At 69.9% G+C, this 23360-nt stretch carries 19 protein-coding genes; 9 read left to right on the top strand and 10 right to left on the bottom strand.

What is annotated here, in order from left to right; all coding sequences use genetic code 11:
• Positions 1–7: 7 nt before the first annotated feature.
• The gene (locus ON33_RS22775; RefSeq protein ID WP_040861089.1) at positions 8–742 is read right to left on the bottom strand and encodes a tyrosine-protein phosphatase; all 735 of its coding nucleotides are present in this window, start codon (positions 740–742) and stop codon (positions 8–10) included.
• A 417-nt stretch (positions 743–1159) separates the two neighbouring features.
• Between ON33_RS22775 and ON33_RS22770 the strand changes: the two genes are divergently transcribed.
• Complete coding sequence (locus ON33_RS22770; protein ID WP_040861088.1) at positions 1160–1642, top strand: hypothetical protein; 483 nt, start codon at positions 1160–1162, stop codon at positions 1640–1642.
• A gap of 45 nt (positions 1643–1687) precedes the next feature.
• Positions 1688–2866 (top strand): amino acid deaminase/aldolase, encoded by a 1179-nt coding sequence (locus ON33_RS22765; protein WP_040861087.1) that lies wholly within the window; start codon positions 1688–1690, stop codon positions 2864–2866.
• 13 nt (positions 2867–2879) lie between these two features.
• Here the strand turns inward: ON33_RS22765 and ON33_RS22760 are convergent, their stop codons facing one another.
• The gene (locus tag ON33_RS22760) at positions 2880–6464 is read right to left on the bottom strand and encodes a bifunctional RecB family nuclease/DEAD/DEAH box helicase (RefSeq protein WP_063711060.1); all 3585 of its coding nucleotides are present in this window, start codon (positions 6462–6464) and stop codon (positions 2880–2882) included.
• Positions 6465–6856: 392 nt separating this feature from the next.
• On the opposite strand from ON33_RS22760, the gene ON33_RS22755 reads away from it, so the two are divergent.
• A complete protein-coding gene (locus ON33_RS22755; protein ID WP_040861085.1) occupies positions 6857–7579 on the top strand; it encodes an alpha/beta hydrolase in 723 nt (240 codons plus the stop codon).
• A gap of 22 nt (positions 7580–7601) precedes the next feature.
• Here the strand turns inward: ON33_RS22755 and ON33_RS22750 are convergent, their stop codons facing one another.
• Positions 7602–8243: a phosphoribosyltransferase gene (locus ON33_RS22750; protein ID WP_040861084.1), complete on the bottom strand. Its 642-nt coding sequence runs from the start codon at positions 8241–8243 to the stop codon at positions 7602–7604.
• Positions 8244–8296: 53 nt separating this feature from the next.
• Positions 8297–9130: a carbon-nitrogen hydrolase family protein gene (locus ON33_RS22745; RefSeq protein WP_051152664.1), complete on the bottom strand. Its 834-nt coding sequence runs from the start codon at positions 9128–9130 to the stop codon at positions 8297–8299.
• A gap of 242 nt (positions 9131–9372) precedes the next feature.
• On the opposite strand from ON33_RS22745, the gene ON33_RS22740 reads away from it, so the two are divergent.
• Entirely contained in the window at positions 9373–11160 is a 1788-nt protein-coding gene (locus ON33_RS22740) for a DEAD/DEAH box helicase (protein WP_040861083.1), read from the top strand.
• An 82-nt stretch (positions 11161–11242) separates the two neighbouring features.
• On the opposite strand, the gene ON33_RS22735 is transcribed toward ON33_RS22740, so the two are convergent.
• Positions 11243–12004, bottom strand: a complete 762-nt coding sequence (locus tag ON33_RS22735) for a hypothetical protein (protein ID WP_051152660.1) — start codon at positions 12002–12004, stop codon at positions 11243–11245.
• A 161-nt stretch (positions 12005–12165) separates the two neighbouring features.
• On the opposite strand from ON33_RS22735, the gene ON33_RS22730 reads away from it, so the two are divergent.
• The 3 genes from ON33_RS22730 to ON33_RS22720 all read left to right on the top strand — a co-directional run bounded on the left by ON33_RS22730 (position 12166) and on the right by ON33_RS22720 (position 15711).
• Positions 12166–13335 carry an acyl-CoA dehydrogenase family protein gene (locus ON33_RS22730; RefSeq protein ID WP_040861082.1) on the top strand — a complete coding sequence of 390 codons (1170 nt, stop codon included), beginning with the start codon at positions 12166–12168 and terminating at the stop codon, positions 13333–13335.
• A 9-nt stretch (positions 13336–13344) separates the two neighbouring features.
• Positions 13345–14472, top strand: coding sequence for an acyl-CoA dehydrogenase family protein (locus tag ON33_RS22725; RefSeq protein WP_040861081.1), 1128 nt, complete (start codon positions 13345–13347; stop codon positions 14470–14472).
• A gap of 126 nt (positions 14473–14598) precedes the next feature.
• A complete protein-coding gene (locus ON33_RS22720) occupies positions 14599–15711 on the top strand; it encodes a hypothetical protein (protein WP_040861080.1) in 1113 nt (370 codons plus the stop codon).
• Positions 15712–15720: 9 nt separating this feature from the next.
• Here the strand turns inward: ON33_RS22720 and ON33_RS38440 are convergent, their stop codons facing one another.
• Positions 15721–16224 carry a hypothetical protein gene (locus tag ON33_RS38440; RefSeq protein WP_051152659.1) on the bottom strand — a complete coding sequence of 168 codons (504 nt, stop codon included), beginning with the start codon at positions 16222–16224 and terminating at the stop codon, positions 15721–15723.
• A 304-nt stretch (positions 16225–16528) separates the two neighbouring features.
• Between ON33_RS38440 and ON33_RS40620 the strand changes: the two genes are divergently transcribed.
• The gene (locus tag ON33_RS40620) at positions 16529–16774 is read left to right on the top strand and encodes a hypothetical protein (protein ID WP_157184677.1); all 246 of its coding nucleotides are present in this window, start codon (positions 16529–16531) and stop codon (positions 16772–16774) included.
• Positions 16775–16785: 11 nt separating this feature from the next.
• Here ON33_RS40620 and ON33_RS22710 read toward each other — a convergent pair whose 3' ends face one another.
• The 4 genes from ON33_RS22710 to ON33_RS22695 all read right to left on the bottom strand — a co-directional run bounded on the left by ON33_RS22710 (position 16786) and on the right by ON33_RS22695 (position 21149).
• Positions 16786–17712, bottom strand: coding sequence for a hydroxymethylglutaryl-CoA lyase-like TIM-barrel protein (locus ON33_RS22710; protein WP_040861079.1), 927 nt, complete (start codon positions 17710–17712; stop codon positions 16786–16788).
• The gene (locus ON33_RS22705) at positions 17709–18926 is read right to left on the bottom strand and encodes a CaiB/BaiF CoA transferase family protein (protein WP_040861078.1); all 1218 of its coding nucleotides are present in this window, start codon (positions 18924–18926) and stop codon (positions 17709–17711) included. Before ON33_RS22705 ends, ON33_RS22710 begins: the two co-directional genes overlap by 4 nt.
• Positions 18927–19305: 379 nt before the next feature.
• Entirely contained in the window at positions 19306–20256 is a 951-nt protein-coding gene (locus ON33_RS22700) for a TauD/TfdA dioxygenase family protein (RefSeq protein WP_040861077.1), read from the bottom strand.
• A gap of 119 nt (positions 20257–20375) precedes the next feature.
• Positions 20376–21149 carry a deoxyribonuclease IV gene (locus ON33_RS22695; RefSeq protein WP_040861076.1) on the bottom strand — a complete coding sequence of 258 codons (774 nt, stop codon included), beginning with the start codon at positions 21147–21149 and terminating at the stop codon, positions 20376–20378.
• A gap of 224 nt (positions 21150–21373) precedes the next feature.
• Between ON33_RS22695 and ON33_RS22690 the strand changes: the two genes are divergently transcribed.
• A complete protein-coding gene (locus ON33_RS22690; RefSeq protein ID WP_040861102.1) occupies positions 21374–23293 on the top strand; it encodes a serine/threonine-protein kinase in 1920 nt (639 codons plus the stop codon).
• Positions 23294–23360 lie beyond the last annotated feature (67 nt).

Genomic DNA, 23360 nt, shown 5'->3' with positions numbered 1-23360 from the left:
GAAGCGGTCAGGCGAGCATCCGGGCGCGCAGCGCTTCGCGCAGTTCCTGGGTGATGCCGATCTCGGCGAGGTAGCCGTCCAGGCCGCCGTACATGGCGTGCATCGAGGAGGTGGCCGACTCCAGGTAATCGGGGCGGACGCCGAGCAGATCGTCGGACAGTTCCTCGTTGGAGTCCTCGGTCATGAACGCGCGCAGCGTCGGGACCGCGTCATTGCTGAGCAGGTAGTCCTCGTAGATGTCCTCCTCGGTGACGTCGACCGCGCGCAGCAGGGTGGCCACGGCCCAGCCGGTGCGGTCCTTGCCCGCCGCGCAGTGCACCAGCGCGGTGCCCTTCAGCACGGAGTCGGCCAGCGATCGGATGGCGACGTGCGCCTCGGGGAGGGCGGGGAAGAGGCGGTAGACCTCGAGCATGTGCCCGGAGGCGGTGCTGTGGCGGCGCGCCTCGTGCGGCGGCGTCTCGCCGATGCGGGAGTCGAAGGGGGTGACGTTCAGTCGCACGCCGTCGGGGACGACGTCGTGGCCGATGAAATCGATCTCGGCGAACCCGCGCAGGTCGTGGACGTCGGTGACGCCCAGTCCGGTGAGGGTGCTCAGGCCCGCGTCGTCGAGCCGGCTGAGCTGAGCCGAACGCAGTAGCACTCCCTTCCGCACGGTCGAGCCGCCCGTGGTGCGGGCGCCGCCGAGGTCGCGGAAATTGAAGGTGCCGGAGATCAGGAATTGGTCGTGGCGCGCTGAAGTCACCCGCTCAGGCTATAGGTGGGCGGGTAACCGCATGGTGTCGAACAGTCGAGCGTTGTGAGTTCCGATCGCACGGTTGCGGGTTCCTGTCGAGCATTGTGGGTTCGCGCACACCCACTATGTTTCGCGGCGCACCGGCCGATAAAATACCGTGCGGTCCCAACCTTGGCTTTACCAGGCGATCGTCGAATTTGATCATTCCCATTCGATTGCGGGCCCGTTCCAATTGGGTAACAAAACAATCCTGAGGTACGGAATTGGCTATCAAAGCTGGTTGCGAGGCCAGAAAACGACGTACCATCGAAACCCGTTGAACGGGTACGTCGGCGTACAAGCCGGAGATCACTGCCGATCTGCAACACCCGTTGAGCGAGCCGCGCAGGCGAGGTGCGCGAGTTCTTTCGCCAAAGGGAGTCGTCGTTGAGCGCAAGTGGAGAAATCACCCAGGTCGGACTTCGTTCGGCCATGACCGAGGCCATCGAGACCGCGGCCGGGTCGCTCGATTTCAGGGGTAATCGCGCGCTTCGTATCCTGCTGCACGCGGGACTCAGCACGCTGTGGCCGATCTTGAAGTCCACGCCGGACCGTCAGCTGCGGGCCTACGAGTCGACGCTGGCGGTGCTGCGGCGGCGCTGGGAGAGGCAGACCGCCTGTGTGCCGGATCCGGACGCCACGGCCACCTTCCGGGAACTGGACGCGGCCGTGACCGATTTCCTGGATCTGTGTGCCCGCCGCTCGGGTACCCAGTGGCTGGAGCCGGTCGACGCCATCGCCGCCTATCTGCTGGCCGTCATTCAGGGCATGGTGCTGCGCTGGCTGGCCGACTGTGATGACGAGATCTCACTGGTGGTGCTGGACGACCTGGTCTCGTACCTGTCGACGAAGGCTGTCGACCTGCCCTGAAACTTAATGCTGGACGCATGACCAGGTTCGTGGTCGAATGATCTGGTGACCGATTCGTCGCCGATCAGCGGGCTGCACGCGGCCACCGCCGACCTCGAACCTCCGCTGGCCGCGGTCGATATGACCGCCCTGCGGGCCAATGCCGCCGATCTGGTGAGCCGCGCCGCCGGCGTGCCGATCCGGGTGGCCAGTAAGTCCGTGCGCTGCCGCGCTGTACTCGAGGAAGTCCTCGGACCCAAGCTCACCGCCTCCGGCGGCTTCGCGGGCATCATGGGTTACTCACTGCGCGAAGCCATCTGGCTGGTCCGGGAGGGCGCGCGCGATGTGCTGATGGGCTATCCCACCGTCGACCGCCACGCCCTGGCGGAACTCGCCTCCGACCAGGTACTGCTCGACGCCATCACCCTGATGGTCGACGACACCGCCCAGCTGGACCTGATCCGCGATGCCGTCGGCAGCGAAAAGGTCGCTCCCCGTGTGTGTCTGGATGTGGACGCCTCCCTGCGTATCGGCCCGCTGCACCTCGGCGTGCGTCGCTCGCCCGTCCGTACCGCCGAGCAGGCCGCCCGGCTGGCCACCGAAACCCGTTCCCGCGGTTTCCGGGTCGTCGGCCTGATGACCTATGAGGCCCAGATCGCGGGCCTGCCGGACACCAATCCGGCTGTGCGCCTGGTGAAGTGGGCCTCTGCCGCCGAGATCGGGAAGCGCCGCCGCCAGGTGCTGGACGCGGTGCGGTCGGCGGTCGGCGAGCTCGAGCTGGTCAACTCCGGCGGCACCGGGTCCATCGAGGTCAGCATCACCGACCCGGGTGTCACCGAGGTGACCGCGGGATCGGGCCTGTACCTGCCGACGCTGTTCGACGGCTACCGCAATCTGGCGCCGCGGCCGTCCATGTACTTCGCCACCCCCGTCCTGCGCCGTCCCGCACCGGGTATCGCCACCGTCTTCTCCGGCGGCTACATCGCCTCCGGGCCCACCGGGGCCTCGCGGGTGCCGAAACCGGTGTGGCCCTTGGGATTGAAGCTGATCGGGACCGAGGGCGCGGGCGAGGTGCAGACCCCGCTCGCCGGCGCCGACGGCCTGGAGATCGGCGACCGGGTGTGGTTCCGGCACGCCAAGGCGGGTGAGCTGTGCGAGCGCTTCACCGAGGTGCACCTGGTCGAGGAGGACGGCAGCCGCACCACGGTACCCACCTATCGCGGCGAGGGACACTGCTTCGGCTGAGCCGACAACCGGGCTAGACCCGGTCGAGCTGCAGGACCGCGGCCAGATCGGACAGTTCGGCCGTGGTGGCCGGGAGGTATTCGGTCAGCAGCGGTGAGCGCACGATGATCGCCGACCACATGGCCCGCGAGATCGCGCTGGTGAGCCAGTGCCGGGACAGCAGCGCGCCGATGCCGTGCGGGGCGTCCTCGGGCGCGGAGGTGGTCATGGAGACCAGCACCACCGCGGCCTCGCGACCCTGGAAATGGTCGGGCGTGCCGACCAGGACGTCCTCGATGCGCGCCCGCGACAGCAGGGTCCGGATCCGTGCCACCTGCGCGTGGTAGGGCGCCACCACCAGGATGTCGTGCGGGTGCAGGCGGCGGGTGAGCGCGCCGGTGTGCCAGGGCAATCCGAGCAGCGTGCGCACCTGGCGCACGATTTCCCGGGCCTCCTCGGCGGATTCGGTGCTGTTGCCGTGATGCTCCACCGGCACGGTGCGCACGCCGGGCGGAATGCCGTCGAGTTCCCGTGCGAGGGTGACGGTTTCATTCGAGCGCAGCCGGTTGTCGTAGCGCAGCCGCGACACCGGGCCGCACATGCGCGGGTGCATGCGCCAGGTGCGGTCCAGGAAGTAGCCGTAGGCGGCGGGCAGGGTGCGGTGCGCGCCGAGCAGCCGGCCCAGCACGGATTCGGCGATGGGCTCGGGATGGGCGCCGTGCCCCGACGGCGGCGCGGGGTCGCCGACCAGCAGCAGATTGCGGGCGCACACGGCCACCGCCACCGCCTCGGCCAGCGGGAACTTCCCGGCGTCCACGATGACCAGCAGGTCCAGGCTGTCGCGGGCGATGCGCTCGGGGTCGGTGAAGTCGCTCGAAAGCCCGCCCACCACACAGCCGTTCACGGCATTGTCGAGGAAGCGTGGATAGCGGTCGGCCTCGATGGGCAGCCATTCCGGCGCCACCGCCCGGCTGTCGGCCTTGGCGATCAGCTCCGGCAGCACACCCACCTGCACCACGGCGTCGAGCACGTGCTCGACCGCCCGGTGCGAGCGGGCCACCACGCCGACCCGCCACCGGTAGCGGGTGACGAGCCGCTCCACGGCCCGCGCGGTGGTCTCGGTCTTGCCGGTGCCGGGCGGACCCTGCACGGCCACATACGAATTGTCGAGATCGAGGACGGCCGCGGTGACGGCGGCGGCGTGGTCGCCGAACACCTCGGGCAGCGCCGCGCCCGCGCGCAGCCGGGGCGGGCGGCGGCACAGGATGTCGAAGACGGCGGTCTCGGGCACCTGGGGGAGGGTCACCAGCAGCTGATGTGCGGTGTCCTCCAAGGCTTCCGCGAGGTGGACGTCGTGGCCGGGCGGGCAGGGCGCGATGGCGGAGGGCAACTCGTCGTAGGGTTCGCAGCCCTCGGGCAGCATCTCCACGACCCGCACGACGTCCTCGAAGTTGGTGTCCAGCGCGCAGCCGAGCACGGTGGCGTGCGCGGTCGCGCGCAGGCCGGGGGTGACGGACATGCCGGGCGCGGGGCGGTCGTAGAGGGTGAGCACGGCGGTGCCCGGGGGCGGCGCGTTGCCGGTGCCCAGCCGTCCGACGAGGGTCAGGTAGCGCCGCATGGGCCGCTGCCCGGTGCGGTGCCAGTCGGTGTCCACCGAGCCGGAGTCGGCGACGAGAACGCCTGCGGTGTCGGCCCATTCGGCCACGGGGTGGTCGAGCCGGTCGTCGTGTGCCCAGCGCAGCGGCCGCCGCTCGCGGCGGTGATAGCCCAGCGCGGCCGCCGCGAGTCCGGCCGCCTCCTGGGCGGGGCCGCGCTCCGCGCCGTCGCTCTCCGCGAATTCCCGCAGGGCGGCCTCGATTTCGTCGGGACCGGTCTCGGCGTAGTCGTAGGACCAGCGCCGACTGGGCCGGACCTCGTGCGCGGCGGCCAAATCGAGCAGCCAATCCCGCAGTCGCAGTACGGCTTCCGCGCCGCCGTCGCTCTCCTCCTGATTGGGCGGCAGCTGGTGCAGGTCGTAGGAGCGCTCGCCGACCACCAGGGCCGCCCGCACCACCGGGTAGAGGTCGGCCAGGGCGGGCAGTAGCTCGGCCACCACGTCCTCGCCCTCGGAATCGCGTTCGCCGATGCTGTCCAGCAGGCCGCGCAGGTCGCCGCGATAGTGGTGGATCCGCAGATCCGGGTATTCGCGCTGGCGCTCGATCAGGAACTCCAGCAGCGTGTCCGCGTCGTCGCGACGGCGGGAACGGCTCCCGTGCCCCAGGGCGTCGGGGCCGTCGGCGCGAATTGTGAAGGTGCGCTCGGGTTTCGGCACGGCGGGAGCGGGCACGAACCCGAGCGCGACCGTGCTCACTCCGGGCCCCTGCTCGAAGGTGGCGACCGCGGCACTGCCGCGCTGCTCGGCGAACTGCTCGCCGTCGGCCGATTCCGTCGGCTCCGGCACGAATATTCCCGGCGTGGACGAGATTTCGGTGAGCCGGTGCAGCGGTGCGGTGGGGAAGTCCGCCCGCGCCTGGTCGGCTGGTTCGAGGGCGCTGATCTGCACGAGCACGTCGCCCGCGGTGCCTGTGACGCCGGACCCGGTGCGCGGAAGGGCGGCGGGGTCGGGGGGATTGACGGGGGTGACGGTGACGAACAGGTCGCCCCGGGTCGGCGCGGGCAGGGCGGCCAGCGCGGCCGGATCGATGAGGGCGTGCACCGGGCGGCCGGTGCGTTCGCGCAGGATCTGGACCTCGGCCTGGCGGCGCAGGGTGGTCAGGGTGGCGGCCGGGATGCCGGTGACGGCGGCGTCGGCGACGGCCAGCCGGTCCACCGTGGTGATCCCCGCGTCGCGCAGGTGGGCGCGGGTGGCCGGGCGCATTCCGGCAACGAGCAGCAGGTCCCGGCGGGTCTCGAGTTCGGTTGTGCAGGTGGGGCAGTGGCCGCAGGCCAGGAAGCGCCGGTCGCCCCACTGCACCGGCAGTAGCTCGCCGAGCTTGGTCTCGACGATGAGGTTCAGTCGCGCCCGCCGCGCCTGGTAGACCACCGCCATATCGGCGAGCGTATGGGTGACCGGGACGCCGTCCTCCCAGATCCTGGCCTGCGGTGCGGCCCGGAAACCGTTGCGCCGCAGGGCCTCCGCCGCCGCGGCCAGTTCCATCAGGGTCGCGACTCCGCCGCGCCGGCCGGCCACCCCGGCCACCAGGTAGTCGTGTCCCTCGGGGGCGTGATCGCGGACCAGCAACTCGCAATGCGCCACGAAATCCCCGTCGAACACCACACCGCCCGCGACCGCGTCGGCGTCCGCGCGCAGCGCCGTCAGTGTCTGCGTGTGCGCCTCCCGCAGCGCGGTCAGCGCCCGCTCGCGCAGGTCCTCGGAGACGAGCATGGTCGTCGCGAGGGCGTCGGCCGCGGGCCCGGGTAGGCGGATGCGGGTGACGCCCGGACCGTAACGGTCGCGGAGATCGGCGAGGCGGTGTTCGACCGCCGGGTCGGGGGTGCACGCGAGCGTGCCGGGCGACGGGAACTCGACCGGCGTCACCAGTCCCAGTTCGGCGTCGAGCGCGCGCAGCAGCGCGAACTCACAACGCGCCGCCGCCACCAGGTCTCCGGTGCTGCACACGACACGATCACCGAACAACATCAATCGCGGCCCTCCTGTGCCTCTCCTCCGCCGACACCCGCACCCGGCCGGGGGTCGTGATCACATGGCCGAGTCGGGCCATAGCGTAATGACTGCGGGCGGGGTGATGTGCTGCCAGGTCGCGGCCCGCGCGCCGGTCCGGGCCCGTCGTGACCTGCCCACGTCAGCGCGCGTTTGCGGGCGATGTTGGGAGACAACGCGACTCGCGCGCACCGGATTCGCCGCTGACGGCCCGAGGCCCGGTCGGGCCCCAGAAATCGCCTCGTGATTCCGGCGTGTCGCCAGCGGGGTGGCCGAGCGGACGGGCGGCCGTTCGTCAAGTCCGCTCGTTACTCGCCAGTCGCTTGTTTCGAGCAGCCCCGCGAACGGTCCGCGTCTGTCACAATCTGCCGATGCTTTACCTAGCGGGCGCTCGCGGCCGTCTTCACTACCGTCGATGGCAGCTGAACGATGCGCAGGCCGTCCTGGCGTTCTTACCCGGAATCGGGCAGCACAGCGCGCACTATCACAGATTCGCCCGGGCGCTCGCCGCCCAGGGCATCGAACTCTGGGCCCTGGACACCTCCGGGCACGGTCTCAGCGAGGGAGATCCCGAGCGTCCGGGAACGATCCACGAGCTGGCCGACGACGCCCGGTTGTTCCTGGAACAGGTGCACGCGCACGCCGATTCCACCCCGTTCCTGATGGGCCACTCACTGGGCGCGGCCACCACGCTGGCCGTGCTGCGCGACGCCCAGCCGGGCGACTACGCCGGGCTGGTGCTGTGCGGGACGCCCAAGGCGGTGCTGGAGGGCCGGTCCCCGAAGTCCGCCCGCGGCGCCGAGACCGCGAATCGTGCTCGCGCCGAGGGCGGTTCCCGCTCGCGCGCCGCACTGGCGACCGAGCAGGAGTCGGACTGGCCGGGACCCCGGCTGCCCGAGGGCCTGCCGGTGCTGGTCGTGCACGGCGCGGACGACCGCCGGGCGCCGGTGGAGCCGGTGCGCGAGTGGGCGGCCCAGGTCGGCGCCGGTTTCCACACCTACCCCAACGCCGGCCACGACCTGCTGCACGAGCCCGCGCACGCCGAGGTCACCAGGGAGATAGTCGATTTCGTGCATGCCCGCTCGCTGGTCTGAGAGATTCCGGCGGTAACGAGGTTCACTGATCCCGGGAAGCGGTAGGGCGCAACAGCTCCACCACCTCCTGGTCGGTGAGCTGATGGAAGTCCCGGTATGCCCCGCCCACACCGCCGAGAGCGCGCGGGACCAGCGGGCACACCACCTCGTCGGCGACCGCCTGGATCCGGTACAGGGCTTCGGCCGATGACACCGGCACCGCCACCACCAGCCGGCGTGGCTCGTGCAGTCGCGCGATCTCGCAGCCGGCCGCCATGGTCGCGCCGGTCGCCATGCCGTCATCGACGATGACCACGGTCCGGTCCTTGATGGCGATCGGCGGCTCGGCCCGCAGCGTCCGCCGCCGGCGCTCCAGCTCGGCCCGCTCGACGGTCTCGGTATCCGTCAACTGGTCCCGGGTCACGCCGGAATGCCGGATGACTTCGTAATTCAGCACCCGGACGTCGTCCTCGCCGATCGCCCCCATGGCAAGCTCCGGCCGCCACGGCACCCCGAGCTTGCGCACCAGCAGCACATCGAGGTCACCGCCGATCATCTCGTGCACCGCCACGGCCACGGGAACCCCGCCTCGGGGCAGCCCGAGCACCAGCGGATTCGCCGCGCGCAGGTGCCCCAGCACCTCACCCAGCGCGCGCCCCGCGGCCGCCCGATCCGAGTAGATCATCGCTCTGTCTATTCTGCCCCTCCGCTTCGCTCCGGGGCGGGTTCTGAGCGTCCCTACTCGCCGCGGATCGTGTACCGGCGCAGCGCGAGGCTCGGATTCGTGGCGCGGACCTCCGTGAGGTGCCGCAGGTCGATGTGGGCGGTGGCGATGCCCGGCTGATCGCCGAGTTCGGCCAGTACCGTGCCGGTGGGGGAGACGATCATGGAGGCGCCGGAGCCGCGCGGAGCGGCCTGGTCGGCGGCCGCGACGTACATGGTGTTCTCGATGGCCCGGGCGCGCAGCAGCGTGGTCCACTGATCGACCTTGCCGGATCCGGGAATCCACTGGGCGGGCAGCAGCAGCACGTGCGCGCCCGCGGCGGCCAGCCGCCGAATGCCTTCGGGGAAGCGCAGATCGAAGCAGGTCTGCAGCCCGAACACGACGCCGTCCACGGTGAAGGTCTGGGCCTGGTCCAGCGGGCCCGCGATGAGCAGATCGGATTCGCGGGAACCGAAAGCGTCGTACAGATGCACTTTCCGGTAGACGGCCGCGAATTCGGCGTCGGGGGAGGCCGCCACGAGGGTGTTGTAGATGTGCCCGGCGGGCTCGTCGGGACCACCGGTCTCGACCACGCCCGCGACCACGTGCACCCCGAATTCGGCTGCGATGCCCCGCAATCCGGTGACGAATGGTCCGGTGAGCGGTTCGGCGGCGGCCAGAACCCGATCGTCCAGGCGCTTGGTGGCGAACATCGAGTACTCGGGCGCCACCACGACCTTCGCTCCGAGTTCGCTGGCGGCCTTGACCTCCGCACGCAGGGCGGTGAGATTGGCCACGGTGTCGGTGTACGGATCGAACTGCACCACCGCCACATCCACGGATCCGGCCGGTTCGGTCCCGGTGGGCAGCTCGGCCGCGGCAGCCGTTTCGTGCACGGCCGTCACCACTGCTCCCGAGCTGCCCGCATCGGCGGTGGCCAGGGTTCCGGTGACGTAGTTGCGGGCGGGAGTGGGTTCGGAATTTCCGAGTCCGGATGCGGAACTCGAGGGCGTCGGGACGGCGGGCGCGGGCGGGTTGTCCGATTGCACGACCCCCAGGGTATTCACCCGATGGTCAAGCCCGCAGCTAGCAGGCAGTAAAATCCCTGGCAATGAGTACCTCACCGGCCGACAGCGTTCCCACTGACGACGAGAGGGACGTTTCCGGCCCGTCCTTCGCTGATCTGGGTATCGATGACCGCATCCTGCGGGCCATCGCCGATGTCGGCTACGAATCGCCGTCGCCCATCCAGGCGGCGACGATTCCGCCGTTGCTGGACGGCGCGGACGTGGTGGGCCTGGCCCAGACCGGTACCGGCAAGACCGCGGCCTTCGCCATCCCGATCCTCATGGGCATCGAGATGACCGGCAAGGCCCCGAGGGCGCTGGTGCTGGCCCCGACCCGCGAGCTGGCCATCCAGGTCGCCGAGGCGTTCGGCCGGTACGCGGTGCACATGCCCGGCCTGCACGTGCTGCCCATCTACGGCGGGCAGAACTACGCGGTGCAGCTGTCGGGCCTCAAGCGCGGTGCGCAGGTGGTCGTCGGCACACCGGGCCGCGTCATCGACCACCTCGAGCGCGGCACCCTCGACCTGTCGCAGTTGCAGTACCTGGTGCTCGACGAGGCCGACGAGATGCTCAAGATGGGCTTCCAGGACGATGTCGAGCGCATTCTCGCCGACACGCCCGACGAGAAGCAGGTCGCGCTGTTCTCCGCGACCATGCCGTCGGCGATCCGGAAGATCTCCAAGCAGTACCTGAAGAACCCGGTCGAGATCACCGTCAAGGCCAAGACCTCGACCAACACCAACATCACCCAGCGCTGGGTGCTGGTGTCCTACCAGCGCAAGCTGGACGCGCTGACCCGCATCCTCGAGGTCGAATCCTTCGAGGCCATGATCATTTTCGTGCGCACCAAGCAGGCCACCGAGGAGCTGGCCGAAAAGCTGCGCGCGCGTGGGTATTCCGCGGCCGCCATCAACGGCGACATCGCGCAGGCGCAGCGTGAGCGCACCATCGGCCAGCTCAAGTCCGGTGTGCTCGACATCCTGGTCGCCACCGACGTCGCCGCGCGCGGCCTGGACGTGGAACGCATCTCGCACGTCGTCAACTACGACATCCCGCACGACACCGAGTCCTACGTGCACCGCATCGGCCGCACCGGCCGCGCGGGCCGCTCCGGTGAGGCGCTGCTGTTCGTGGCCCCGCGCGAGCGCCGGCTGCTCGACGCCATCGAGCGCGCCACCCGCCAGCAGGTCACCGAGATGCAGCTGCCCAGCGTCGAGGACGTGAACGCCCAGCGCGTCACCAAGTTCCACGACGCCATCACCGAGAACCTGAACTCGGCGAACGTGCCGCTGTTCCGCAAGCTCATCGAAGAGTACGAGCGCGAGCACAACATCCCGCTGGTGGACATCGCCGCGGCGCTCGCGGTGGGCGGCCACGACGGCGACAACTTCTTCATGGAGCCCGACCCGGAGCCGGCGCCGCGCGAGCGCCGCGACCGGGAACGCGCGCCGCGCGCCTTCGACGAGCGCGGCCCGCGCGAGCGTCGCGAGCCGTCACGCCACCGTCAGACCGGCGCCGAGCTGGTCACCTACCGGATCTCGGTGGGCAAGCGGCACAAGGTCGCGCCCGGCGCGATCGTGGGCGCCATCGCCAATGAGGGCGGTCTGCGCCGCAGCGACTTCGGGCACATCAGCATCCGGCCCGACCACTCCCTCGTGGAGTTGCCGGCCGACCTGTCCACGGAAACGCTGAATGCTCTGAGCCGCACCCGGATCAGCGGTCAGCTCATCGACCTGCAGCTGGACCAGGGCCCGCCCGGAACCCGCCCCATGAGCCGCGCCCCGCGCCGCGAGGGCAAGCGCCCGGAAGCCCGGCGCAAGCCGCGGTTCTGAGCCTGCCGCTCGAAACGATCAACGCCCGCATCCGGGAAAGGATGCGGGCGTTGCGTTTTCGTGGGTGCGGCGGTGCCGTGGGTCAGTTGGTGCCGGGTGCGCCCGCGGGGGCTGCCGGGGCGGTGGCGTCCGGGGCGGTGGCGTCCGGGGTCTGCGCGGAGGTGGTCGGCGCGCCCGGCGCGGGCGAGGTGGTGGGGACCGCGGCGTCCGGGGTCGCCGGCTGGGCGGGTGGGGTGTCGGACACGGTGAAGAGGCCGACGGTCGGCATCACGACGCAGCGCGCGCCCGGGTAGTCGATGGTGCCCCACAGCGAGGCGACGACCGTGCCCGCGCCGGTGTCGACGGTCTTGGTCAGCGAGGGCAGGTTGTACTCGGTCCGGTCGTCGAGCGCGGTGATGCCGCTGCGGCCGTTGTTCACATTGAGCCAGGCCACGCTCAGGCCGGAGGCGGTCGGAAAACCGTTCTGCTGCACCATGACCTGGAAGCTGACGGTGCCGGGCGGCAGCGACGTCGCGGCGCCGGTGACGCCGGTGACGGCCAGCGCCGAGGACAGGCTGAAGGGCATGTTGAAGCCGCAGCCGAGGGTGGGCGCCAGGTACGAGAACGGCGTGAACTGAACGTTTTCCAGCTTCGCGGCCGCGATCAGCTGCGCGGACCGGGCGACGTCGGCGACGGCGGCCTGACCGGCGGCATTGTCACCGACGGCCTGGGTGAGCTGGTCGAGGCCGGCCGTGGCGGGCGTCGTCGGCTGGTCCGCGGTGGCCGCGCCGGTCGCGCCGAGGGTTGCCGTGGCCGTGAGGGCGGCGACCGCCAGGGCCCGCCGGGACAGAGTCCAACCGTTCACTCGTGCTGCTCCTGCGTCGGTCGTGGATTCCACGGCAACCTACCAGCTCCGCGTGGGCGTCGCCCCGGCGAGCGGTCCGGCGAGTGTGGTCCGGGTGACAAACAGCGCATTACCGGGGGGTAGGTTTTATGTCGACATCACAGCGACGCTCGGGAGAAGCAATGAAGCTGGCCCTATCACCCGATGAGGTGAAATTCCGGGATGACCTGCGCGAGATCTACCGGACCAAGATCCCGGCGGAGATCCGTGACCGCGTGAAGTACGGTCTCGAACTCTCTCGCGATGACATCGTCACCACCCACCGCATCCTCAACGAGAACGGCCTGGCCGTGCCCAAGTGGCCGGTGGCATGGGGCGGCCGCGACTGGTCGCCCATGCAGCTGCACATCTGGGAGGACGAGATGCAGCTGGCCTCCGTGCCGGAGCCGCTCACCTTCAACGCCCAGATGATCGGCCCGGTCATCGCCCAGTTCGGCTCCGAGGAGCTGAAGCAGCGCTTCCTGCCGCCCACCGCCAATCTCGACATCTGGTGGTGCCAGGGCTTTTCCGAGCCCGACGCCGGCTCGGACCTGGCCTCGCTGCGCACCACCGCGGTGCGCGACGGCGACTCCTACATCGTCAACGGCCAGAAGATCTGGACCACCCTGGCCCAGTACGCCGACTGGATCTTCTGCCTGGTGCGCACCGACCCGACCGTGAAGAAGCAGGCCGGCATCTCGATGCTGCTCTTCGACGTGAAGACCCCCGGAGTGACCATCCGGCCGATCAAGCTCATCGACGGCCACCACGAGGTCAACGAGGTCTTCTTCGAGAACGTCCGCGTCCCGGCCGATCAGCTGGTCGGCGAGGAGAACATGGGCTGGACCTACGCCAAGTTCCTGCTCGGCAACGAGCGCACCGGCATCACCGGCGTGGGCCGCACCAAGGTGAAGCTGGGCGTCGCGAAAGAGTATGCGGCGCAGATCCGTTCGGGCAACGGCACGCTGCTCGAGGATCCGGTGTTCGCCGCGCGCGTCGCCGAGATCGAGAACGAACTGCTGGCGCTGGAGCTCACCCTCATGCGCGTGGTCTCCAATTCCAATGACGGCAAGCCGAATCCGGCCTCCTCGGTGCTGAAACTGCGCGGATCGGAGCTACAGCAGGCCGCCACCGAACTGCTGCTGGACATCGCCGGGCCGGACGCGCTGCCGGTGGACGCCACGGACATCGCCTCGCCCGGCTGGGCGCAGCGCAGCGGTCCCGGCTATCTCAACTATCGCAAGACCACCATCTACGGAGGCTCCAGCGAGGTGCAGCGCACCATCATCGCCTCCACCATCCTCGGATTGTGAGCCGCCGCCATGGATTTCGAACTCACCGATGAGCAGGTCATGCTGCGTGACACGGTCCGGGACCTGCTGGGCCGCGCCTACGACCCGGAGACCCGCCTGAAGGTCACCGACACCGATCTCGGCTGGAGCCGCGATGTCTGGCGCCAGCTCGCCGAATTGGGCGTCCTCGGACTGCCTTTCGACGAGGAGGACGGCGGTGCGGGCGCCGGGCCGGTCGAGACCATGGTCGTCATGGAGGAGATCGGCCGCCGCAACGCGCCCGAGCCCTACCTCGACGCCGTGCTCGTGCCCGGCGGGCTGGTGGCCCGCGTGGGCACCGCCGAGCAGCGGCAGCGCGTGCTGCCCGCCCTGGCCGGCGGCGAGACCCTGCTGGCCTTCGCACACCAGGAGCCCGGCGCCCGGTGGCCCGCAACCGGATCGGCCACCACCGCCGTCCTCGACGGCGACAGCTACCGGATCACCGGCGTCAAGAACCCGGTCCCGCACGGCGACTGCGCCGACCAGCTGGTCGTCAGCGCCGCGCTCCCCGGCGGCGGCACCGGCCTGTTCCTGATCGCCGCCGACGCCGAGGGCGTCACCCGCACGCCCTTCCGCACCTTCGACGAGCGCCGCGGCGCACAGATCGAATTCGCCTCCGCCGCGGCCGAACTCCTCGGGGCCGGCGGCGACGCGCAGCCGGTGGTGGACTCGGTCGAGGTGGCGGCGCAGGCGAGCCTGTGCGCCGAATCCCTCGGCGCAATGGAGGAGGCGCTGCGGCTGACCGCCGAATACCTGAAGACGCGCAAGCAGTTCGGCGTCACGCTGTCGAAGTTCCAGACCCTCACCCAGCGGTCCGCCAACATGTACGTGTCGCTGGAACTGGCTCGCAGCATGAGCCTGTACGCCACGGCCGCCGTCGCCGACGGCTCCGCGGACCGGGTGGCGGCGTCGCGGGCCCGGCTCCAGGTCGGGCGCTCCGCCCGGCACATCGGCCAGGAGTCCATCCAGATGCACGGCGGCATCGGCATCACCACCGAATACCCGGTCAGCCACTACGTGGCCCGGCTCACCGCCATCGCCCGCACCCTGGGCGGCGATCTGGAGCACCTGCGCGTGCTCAGCGACCGCGTGGGCGACTACACGCTCGTGGAGTTCTGACCCGCACCACCCGACCACCGAAGCCGCGCCCCGCTCCACCCGGAGCGGGGCGCGGGCCGTTTCGACGGGGGTGCGAAGCTCGAATTTCGGTGTCGGGGAAGGGATCGGCGAGCGTAGGGTCGGGGCATGGGAGGAGAAGCAGTACGGCTGGACGGGAACACCGTGGTGTTGCCCGGTGGGGTGGGGGTGCGGTTCATCCGCACGCTGAGACTGCCCGAGCAGGGGACGCATCCGTTGCCGCCGGGGCTGGGGGAGTTCCCGGTCCGGCGGGTGGCGGACTACGCGGACTCGGTGCCCGAGGAGTGGAGCAGGCGGGGCGGCGTCATGCTGCCCATGTACCTGCGCGAGGCGATGTGGCTGTCGTTCTCCGCGAAAGAGCCTGCGGCGCTGCAGATCGGCGTGGGCAAGGTGTGCGCGGTCTCCGGCAAGCCCTGGAGTGATCGGCTCGCCCGCGACCCGCAGAACTACGTGGTGCTGCCCAGACAGCCCTGGCTGGACGGCATCAATTCCGGTACCGGCACCATCCGCCAATTCGTGGCGGTGCCACTGGGATTGGGTGCGACCGTCGAGGGCCAGGTCACCGGGGAGGAGACGCACGGCGGCATCCAGCTCCAGAACTTCGCGCTGAACGAGGTCGAGCTCGCGCGCTGGCGCAAAGCGATGGAAGCCGATCGCGAACGGGTGCGGGCGATCTCGTACGACGGCAGCGCCCCCAGCCTCACGCCGCTGCCGCCGGGCATGCCCGCCCCGGGCGGCGCTCCACCGACCGGTCACGGAGCCATGCCGCTGTCGCCGGCCGCGCAGGGCGGCACCGAGCACGGACTGTCCAGGCGGCGAGCCGCGCCCCGGAAGCAGGCCACCGCCATGGGACTCGGTGTCGGCGGCACCATGCGGCAGGAGATCTACAAAGACGAACGCCCCCTGGCGGATTGGGCCACCGACGCGTCCGGCCGCATCTTCGTCCATCTGGTGACGCCGCCCGACTGGCGGCGGATCACCGGTGAGGCCGCGCCGCCGTCCCCGGTCGACCGCAAGGCCTATACGGACGCGGGCCTACCCTGGTTCGACTACTTCGATTCGGACGCAACGGATCTGGCGCCCGCCGACGCGCTCACCGGCGTGGCTCCGGTCGGTGAGTGGCTGGGCGACGACCACGAGCCGTGGCTGCCTCCGGCCGCGGGCCAGGTACACCAGCTCGGCGACAAGAAGGGCACACCGGTCGCAGACGGCGACTGGTGAGTCGCTCGGCTATCCGTCGGAGTTGTTGTCCGCAGCCGGGTGATCCGTGGGCGCGAGCGTGGACGGCGGGACCGTGGTGGCCGGGAGATCGGTTGTGGTGCGCGGGCTTTCGGTGGTGGCCGGCCGCGTGGTGGTGGGACGCGACGGGGTGGAGCGGCTGCTCGCCCCGGGGTCCGCGGCCGGATCCTGCGGGGTGGCGCTGATCGTGGAAATGGGTGCGCGCCGGGAGGGCTGGTCGGCGGCCACCCGCCAGGTCGGGGACGGCGGGATGACGACGGCCGGAGTGGTCGAGGAGCCGCTCTTGATCGTCGAAGTCGCCGGTGCCGCTTGGAGATCGGCGTTCAGCGGCGGCGGCGCGACGTAGGTGTCGTTGTGGCCGATGCCGCAGGCGCCCAGGAGAATGAGCCCGGCCGACACCGCGCCGACCGCCGCGGCGGCACCCGCCACGGGCTTCGGCAGGTGACGCAGCGGGGTGAGGCCGCGCTCGTCCGCGCCGGCGTTGCTGCCGTCCATTGGTGGCACTCCTGATTCGTGTCGAGTGGGCTCACCCTAACGGAGGCCGCCGGGCGGGGCCAGGCGGGTGGTCGGTTCGCTGGCCCACTGGCGCAAGCGATTCCGCAGGGCTCGGAAATATCTCAAACAGCGATGATTCAGATATCGAATTAGTAAAGTCGTCGCGTTTTGCATACGTGTCGTATGGACTTTCCGTTGCAGAGCCGTAATGTGTGTCCAAAGTTACACGTGAGACGCTCGAAATTAGCCGAGGGGCACGCGGAAGAATCGCGAGACCCCGGCGAGCGTCATCGAGGAGTGGATGATGGGTGCATTCTCGGCATCTCCGCTGCGCGCATCGATGCGCGCGGGAGACCCCGCGGCCCCCGGGCTGCGGATGTCGGCAATCCTGGCCCGCGTCGTCGCCTGGCTGATCTTCCTGGGAGGGCTCACCGGCGCGGTACTCGGCATCGCCGGGCTACGCGTCGAAATCACCGTCGCCGGACTGATTCTCGCTTGCACCGCGGGTTTGGTTTTGCTCAAACTGCGGGCCGACGCGCACGCTGGCTAATTCTCCGCAAATTATTCATTTGCGACAATTACCCATTCAAATGCTTCGGCTTTGGAACGTGCGCCCTCAACCGTCCGGGATCGATTGGGTTCACTGAGTTCCGTCAGCAACTCTTCGGAAATCCTCGCCAGGTCCGACAATACGGACGGGGTAAACCATTCCGGGCGGGTGGCGAACAGCAGATCCTCGCTCGAGGTGTTGCCGGAGGCGCCCGGCGCGAACGGGCAGCCGCCCAGTCCGCCGAGCGAACCGTCCACTACGGCCGCGCCCGCGTCCAGGGCCGCCAGCGAATTCGCGACACCCATGCCCCAGGTGTCGTGGCCGTGGAAGACGATGCGGTGCCGCGCCGTTCCCCAATGCCCGGTCGTGGCCACCGCACCGATGAGCGCGCCGACCTGACCCGGATGCGCCTGGCCGAGGGTATCGGCCACCACGATGTCCGCGGACCCCTCGGTGCGCGGATCGGTAGCGATGGAGAGCACTCGCGCGGGATCCACCGGACCGTCGAACGGGCAGGTGAAAGCCGTTGCCAGGCAGAGCTGAATGCGCCCGCCCGCCTCCGCCGCGAGCCGGATCGCCTCCGGCATGGCAGCCAGGCTGTCCTCGGTGGTGCGGCCGATATTGGCCTTGTTGTGCGCATCCGACACCGAGAAGCAGTACTGGAAGTTGCGCACGCCCGCCTCCGCGGCCCGGGCCACGTGCCGGGGCGTGGCCACCCAGACCCAGCAGCGCTCCAGTTCCGCGGGCGTGAGCGCGGCGACCAGATCGAGGGTATTGGCCATGGGCGGCACCAGATCCGGCCGCGCCATGGAGCCGATCTCCAGTTCGGGCACTCCCAGCGCCAACAGCTGCCGCGCGATCTGGACCTTGCGGTCGGTGGGCAGCACCTTGCCGGTGAGCTGCAGGCCGTCGCGCAGCGTCACATCCCGCAGGATCATGAGTTCGCCTCCAAGGCATCGATATCGGCGTCGGTCAGGCCGAGCAGACCGGAGAGCACCTCGCGCGTGTGCTCGCCGAGATCCGGGCCGACAGTGCGGATGGGCAGCGAGCGGCCGCCGATCACCGGGACGATGCCCGGGAAGCCGACCTCCTTGAGCTCGGGCTCGCCCACGTCCACCCGGAAGGGCTGAATCATATTGCGGGCCCGGTACTGCTCGTCGGTGACGATGTCGGCGGCGGTGTAGATGGGCCCGCACGGAATGGCGGCCGCCTCCAGCACCCGCAACGCCTCCGCGCGGGTGCGAACCCGCGTCCACTCGGCGATCGAGGCGTCGAGCCGCTCGCGGTGCCGCCAGCGTCCGGCGTTGTCCTGCAGTTCCGGATCGGCGGCCAGGTCCGGGCGATCGATGACCTGCATGTACCGCTGGAAGATGGCATCGCCGTTGCCGCCGATGATGATGCTGGTGCCGTCGCTGCACGGATAGGCGTTGCTGGGCGCGATGCCCTCCATGCGCCCGCCGACGCGCTCGCGATTGATGCCGTAGGCCAGATAATCGGGAACCAGGGATTCCATGACCGACAGGATGGATTCGTTGAGCGCCACGTCGATGATGCGCTGCTCCAAGGGAACCCGCTGCACTCGCTCGCGCTGGAACAGCGCCATGACGGTGCCGAAGGCGGCATAGATCCCCGCGATGGAATCGCCGATGGACACGCCGACTCGCACCGGCGGCCGGTCCGGATCGCCCACGAGTTCGCGCAGCCCGCCGACCGCCTCGGCCACCGCCGCGAAGCCGGGCCGCTGCGCGAGCGGACCGGTCTGCCCGTACGCGGAGATCCGGGTGATCACCAGATTCGGATTGGCCTCATTGAGCACCTCGGGCCCGAGCCCCCACTTCTCGAGCATGCCGGGCCGGAAGTTCTCCAGCAGCACATCGCACTGCTCGATCAGATCCAGCACGATCTTGCGCCCGGCATCGGTGCGCAGATCCAGCGTGATCGACTTCTTGTTCCGGTTGACCGTCCGGTACAGCATCGAGGTGTCGCCCCCGTAGAGCCGCCAATTCCGTAGCTCATCACCGGTTTTCGGCCGCTCGACCTTGATCACCTCGGCCCCGAAATCCCCGAGGATCCGCCCGGCCGTCGGCGCCGCGACATAGTTCCCGAGCTCCAGCACCCGCACGCCATCCAGCGGCCGAATATCCGTGTCCATCTGCCCTCCGCTTCGCACCTGGCGGGTTCGCGGCCCTGAGGTCTCGTTCTTCCCTCTTCCGCTCCTCCGCTTCGCTCCCCCCGCTCCAAGGCGGAGGTCGATCAAGCCGCGGTCCAGAACGAGACGGGCCGCGAACCATTATGGTGCAGCACCCGGCGATGGCCGTCTGAGGGTTTCGGGGCTCGGCCGGTCCGGGCTGCGGAAACGACAAAGGCCGGTGCTGCGGGCGAGCGGGGTGGTGCCCGCCGCACCGGCCGGCCGGCGATCACGGCGCAACGACGTCGTGATCGACGGCATCGAGTTGTGTCGGTCCGCAAGGGCAGCGTGGGTGAGTGGCGGCACTCGCGCCTGCCCGAATTGCGGTGTTTCGCGCCGGGATTCAGGCGGCGCGGGGTGCGACCTCCTCGATGATCGAGTAGTGCTCGGCGTCGCCGGTGATGATGGTGCTGGGCTCGCCGTGCACGTCGACCGGCACGTCGCCGGCCAGGGTGATGCGGGTGAGGCGGCGGGGCTGGCCGTCGTAGTCGTCGATCGCGTAGTGCTGGGTGGCGCGGTTGTCCCAGATCGCGACGTCGCCGGGCCGCCAGTTCCAGCGGGTGGTGTTCTCCAGCCGGGTGACGCGGTTCTGCAGCAGCTGGAACAGGGCCTGCGATTCGGCGGCGGAGAAGCCCACGAAGTTCTTGACGAAGTGCCCGAGCAGCAGCGCGCGTTCGCCGGTGACGGGGTGCACGCGCACGACCGGGTGCTCGGTCTCGTAGTAGGTGGACTCGAATTCCTCGCGGTAGGCCTTGATATTGGCGGTCACCTCGGCGTTCTCGCCGCGCGCCACCTCGGTCCGGTCCGCGGCGTAGTCGTAGGCATTGGTGTGCCGTGCGCGCAGGTTCTCCACCAGCGCCTTCAACGGCGCGGGCAGCGAGTCGTATGCCGCGACCGTCGAGGCCCAGGTGGTGGAGCCGCCGTAGCTCGGCAGGTGCACCGCGCGCAGGATGGATGCCTTCGGAATCCGGTCCACGAAGGTGACATCGGTGTGCCAGCTGTTGGCGCGGCCGTACTCGGAGTCGATGGGCAGCGTCTTGACGCCCTTGGAAGTGACGGTCGGGTGCGGGGTGGTGGGCGCGCCCAGCAGTCGCGCGAACTCGTACTGCCCGTCCTCGGTCAGGTGCTCCTGCCCGCGGAAGAAGATCACCCTGTGCCGGTGCAGCGCGTCCTGGATGCCCTGGACGGTCGCCGAACCGAGGTCGCCGCTCAGCCGCACGCCGTCGATGCGCGCACCGATCTTGCTGCCCAGTTGCACGACCGTGAGGTTGGATGTTGCGTAATCGACGGACATGCAATGCCTTTCGCCCGATGGAGTCCGGCCCGGATCCGAGCCGCGACCAGCACACCATCGGGGCGTCCGGCGAAACAGGTTCAGGATCAGCCGGATCGAAAAGGCAGGTACGGAACCGGCTACGACCCCAGGTGTTCCCGCAGGTAGGCCAGGTCGTCGGCGACGCCTTCGGCGGGGGTCTCCAGGATGACCGGCGCGCCGGCGGTGCGGCACACCTCGGCCAGCAGCTGCGGGTCGATGGTGCCGTCGGCGAAGTTGGCGTGCCGGTCGGCGCCCGAATCGAAGGCGTCCCGCGAGGAGTTCAGGTGGACCAGGTCGATGCGCCCGGTGATCGCCTTGATCCGATCGACGACTCCGACCAGTTCCTCGCCGCCCGCCCAGGCGTGGCAGGTGTCGAGGCAGAAGCCGGCCCCGAAGTCGCCGACCGCCTCCCATAGCCGCCCGATATTGTCGAAATACCGTGCCATGGCGTGGTTTCCGCCGGCCGTGTTCTCGATGAGGATGGGCACCGCGAAGCCGCCCTTGTCCTGCTGGCGCTCGAAGAGTTTGCGCCAGTTGGCGAATCCCTCCGCCATCTCCGCGTCGGAGCGCACGTGACCGCCGTGTACGACCAGCCCGAAGGCGCCCAGCTCGGCCGCGGCCCTGGCCTGCTGCGCCACCGCGTTGCGCGAGGGCATGCGCAGCCGGTTGTTCAGGCTGGCCACATTGATCTGATAGGACGAGTGCACCACCAGGTCGATGTCGCTGGCCTTGATCTCCTCGGCCCGCGGGTGGGGTTGGGGCTTGTCCCAGCTCTGCGGATCCACCACGAACATCTGGATGACGTCGGCCCCGAGCTTCTCGCCGAAGCCGATCGGGTCGCTGTCCATTCGGACGTGAGCTCCAATGCGCATGCGGCCAGCGTATCCCCGCCCCCCGACACCGCATGCCGGGTCACCAGGGACGACAAGCAAACGTTGAGTGTTGCGTAAGCGGGCTGCGCGTAGATAGTTCGGTAGGCCGCGAATCGGCTACAGTTTCGGTGTTTTCGGATCGGCCCGAACGATCACGCCGATCGTCTGTGGTACCTCGCGCGCTGGTGGGTCCCGGCTCGTGGAATGGGAAGTGGGAGATCGTCATGCTGTCCAACGGTGACGTTTTTGCTGGGTATGTCATCGAACGGCAGCTCGGCCGGGGTGGCATGGGTTCGGTGTACCTGGCCAAGCATCCGCGGCTGCCGCGGATGACGGCGCTCAAGCTGCTGAATCGGGAGATGGTCTTCGACAAGGAGGTCCGCGCCCGCTTCGAGCGCGAGGCCGACCTGGTCGCGCAACTGGATCACCACAATATCGTCACCGTCTACGACCGCGGGCTCGAGGACGGCCAGCTGTGGATCTCCATGCAGTACATCGATGGCATCGACGCCGCCAGTGTGACTCCGCAGACGCTGCCGCCCGAGCGGGCCGTGCAGATCGTCGCCGAGATGGCCGACGCCCTCGACTACGCGCACCGCAACGAGGTACTGCACCGGGACGTGAAGCCGGCCAATATCCTGCTGGCCCGCTCCACCGGCGGCAAGGGCGAGCGGGTGTACCTGACCGACTTCGGTATCGCGCGGCTGCGCGACGACAGCGGTCACCTCACCCAGACCGGCACCTTCACCGCGACCCTGGCCTACGCCTCGCCCGAGCAGCTGACCGGATCCGCGCTCGACGGCCGCTCCGACCAGTATTCGCTGGCCTGCACCCTGTTCTGGCTGTTCACCGGGTCCGGCCCGTTCTCGGCCACCAATCCGGCGGCGGTCATCCAGGGGCATCTGCAGAATCCGCCGCCGCCGCTGGGCAACGCGCGCGCCGGACTGCCGCAGAGCCTGGACATGGTGATCGCCAAGGCCATGGCCAAGCGTCCGGAGGATCGCTTCCCGAGTTGCAGTGACTTCGCGGCCGCAGCTCGCAGCGCCCTGGCCAATCCGAGCGCGCCCGCCATGCCTCTGGTGCAGCGCACCTCGCCGCCGATGCCGGTCATGCCGCACACCGCCGGGCCGAATCCGGTCGCGCCGCACCTGACCGGTGGCGCGATGCCGACCGGTATGCCCATGTATACGGGCGGCGCCATGCCGACCGGCGGCCCGATGTCGACGGGCAATCCGGTGACCGCGGGCCCGCACCTGACCGGTATGCCGATGACCGGCGCGCCCATGCCGACCGCGGGGCCGCGCCCGCAGACCGCGCCGCCGTCCCCGGCCGTGCCGTATCCGACTCCGACACAGGTCAATCCCGCTCCGCCGAAGCCGGTCACCGGCAACTACACCGGGCGCGGGACCAATCAGTACACGCAGCCGCCGGCCCCGTCCTACAACTATCCGAGCCCGGGCCGCCCGGCCCCGCAGCGTCCGCCCGTCGCCCCGGTTGGCGCGCATCGGCCGCCGGTGAAGTCCAATACCGGGCTCATCATCGGCATCGTGCTGGCGGTCGTGGTGCTGCTCGTCGTGGTGGTCGCGGTGCTCGCGGCGGCGGGCGGCAAGGCGAGCAACACCAAGGCCGGTGGCGCGCCGGGCAGTGTCGCGAACACGTCGGCGGGCGCGGCGCCCGCCGGCGACAAGCAGGTCGACTGGTCGGTGGTGGCCAAGGATTTCCCGAAACTGCTGCCCGCCGTCAAGACCGGCGGCAAGGGCTACAACGGTGCGACCTGCTGGGTCGCCGACTCGCCGGTCTCCTCCGACGCCACCGACGGCACCCCCGACTTCGGCGACTGGAAAGTGCAGTGGCGCTGCTACGGCGGCAACAACAACAGCGACCCCTTCTACCGCATCTTCGCCTACTCCTCGGCCGCCACGGCGCAGACCGTCCTGAGCGATCTGACCCCGGACGCCAAGTCGCAGGACGCCAACGGCGGCAAGACCTACACCAACTACCAGCTCACCGATGACAGTCACCCGCGGATCGTGACCGCCTTCACCGGCGACGCGGGCCGCGGCCAGTACCTGATGTACACGGACGGCCTCACGGGCAGTTTCGACCCCGTCCTGAAGTGGTGGAAGAGCGCCCCCATCAACTGACCTGGGGTATTCGAAACGCCGCGACGATCACGCTAGGGTCGGCGCGGTATCTGGTTCGCGGCCCGAG

Origin of the sequence: Nocardia niigatensis NBRC 100131, from assembly GCF_000308655.1 — a bacterium.
GTDB classification, from domain to species: domain Bacteria; phylum Actinomycetota; class Actinomycetes; order Mycobacteriales; family Mycobacteriaceae; genus Nocardia; species Nocardia niigatensis.
The sequence above is the reverse complement of the archived record's forward strand: the minus strand, read 5'-3'. Positions and strand labels throughout refer to the sequence as shown.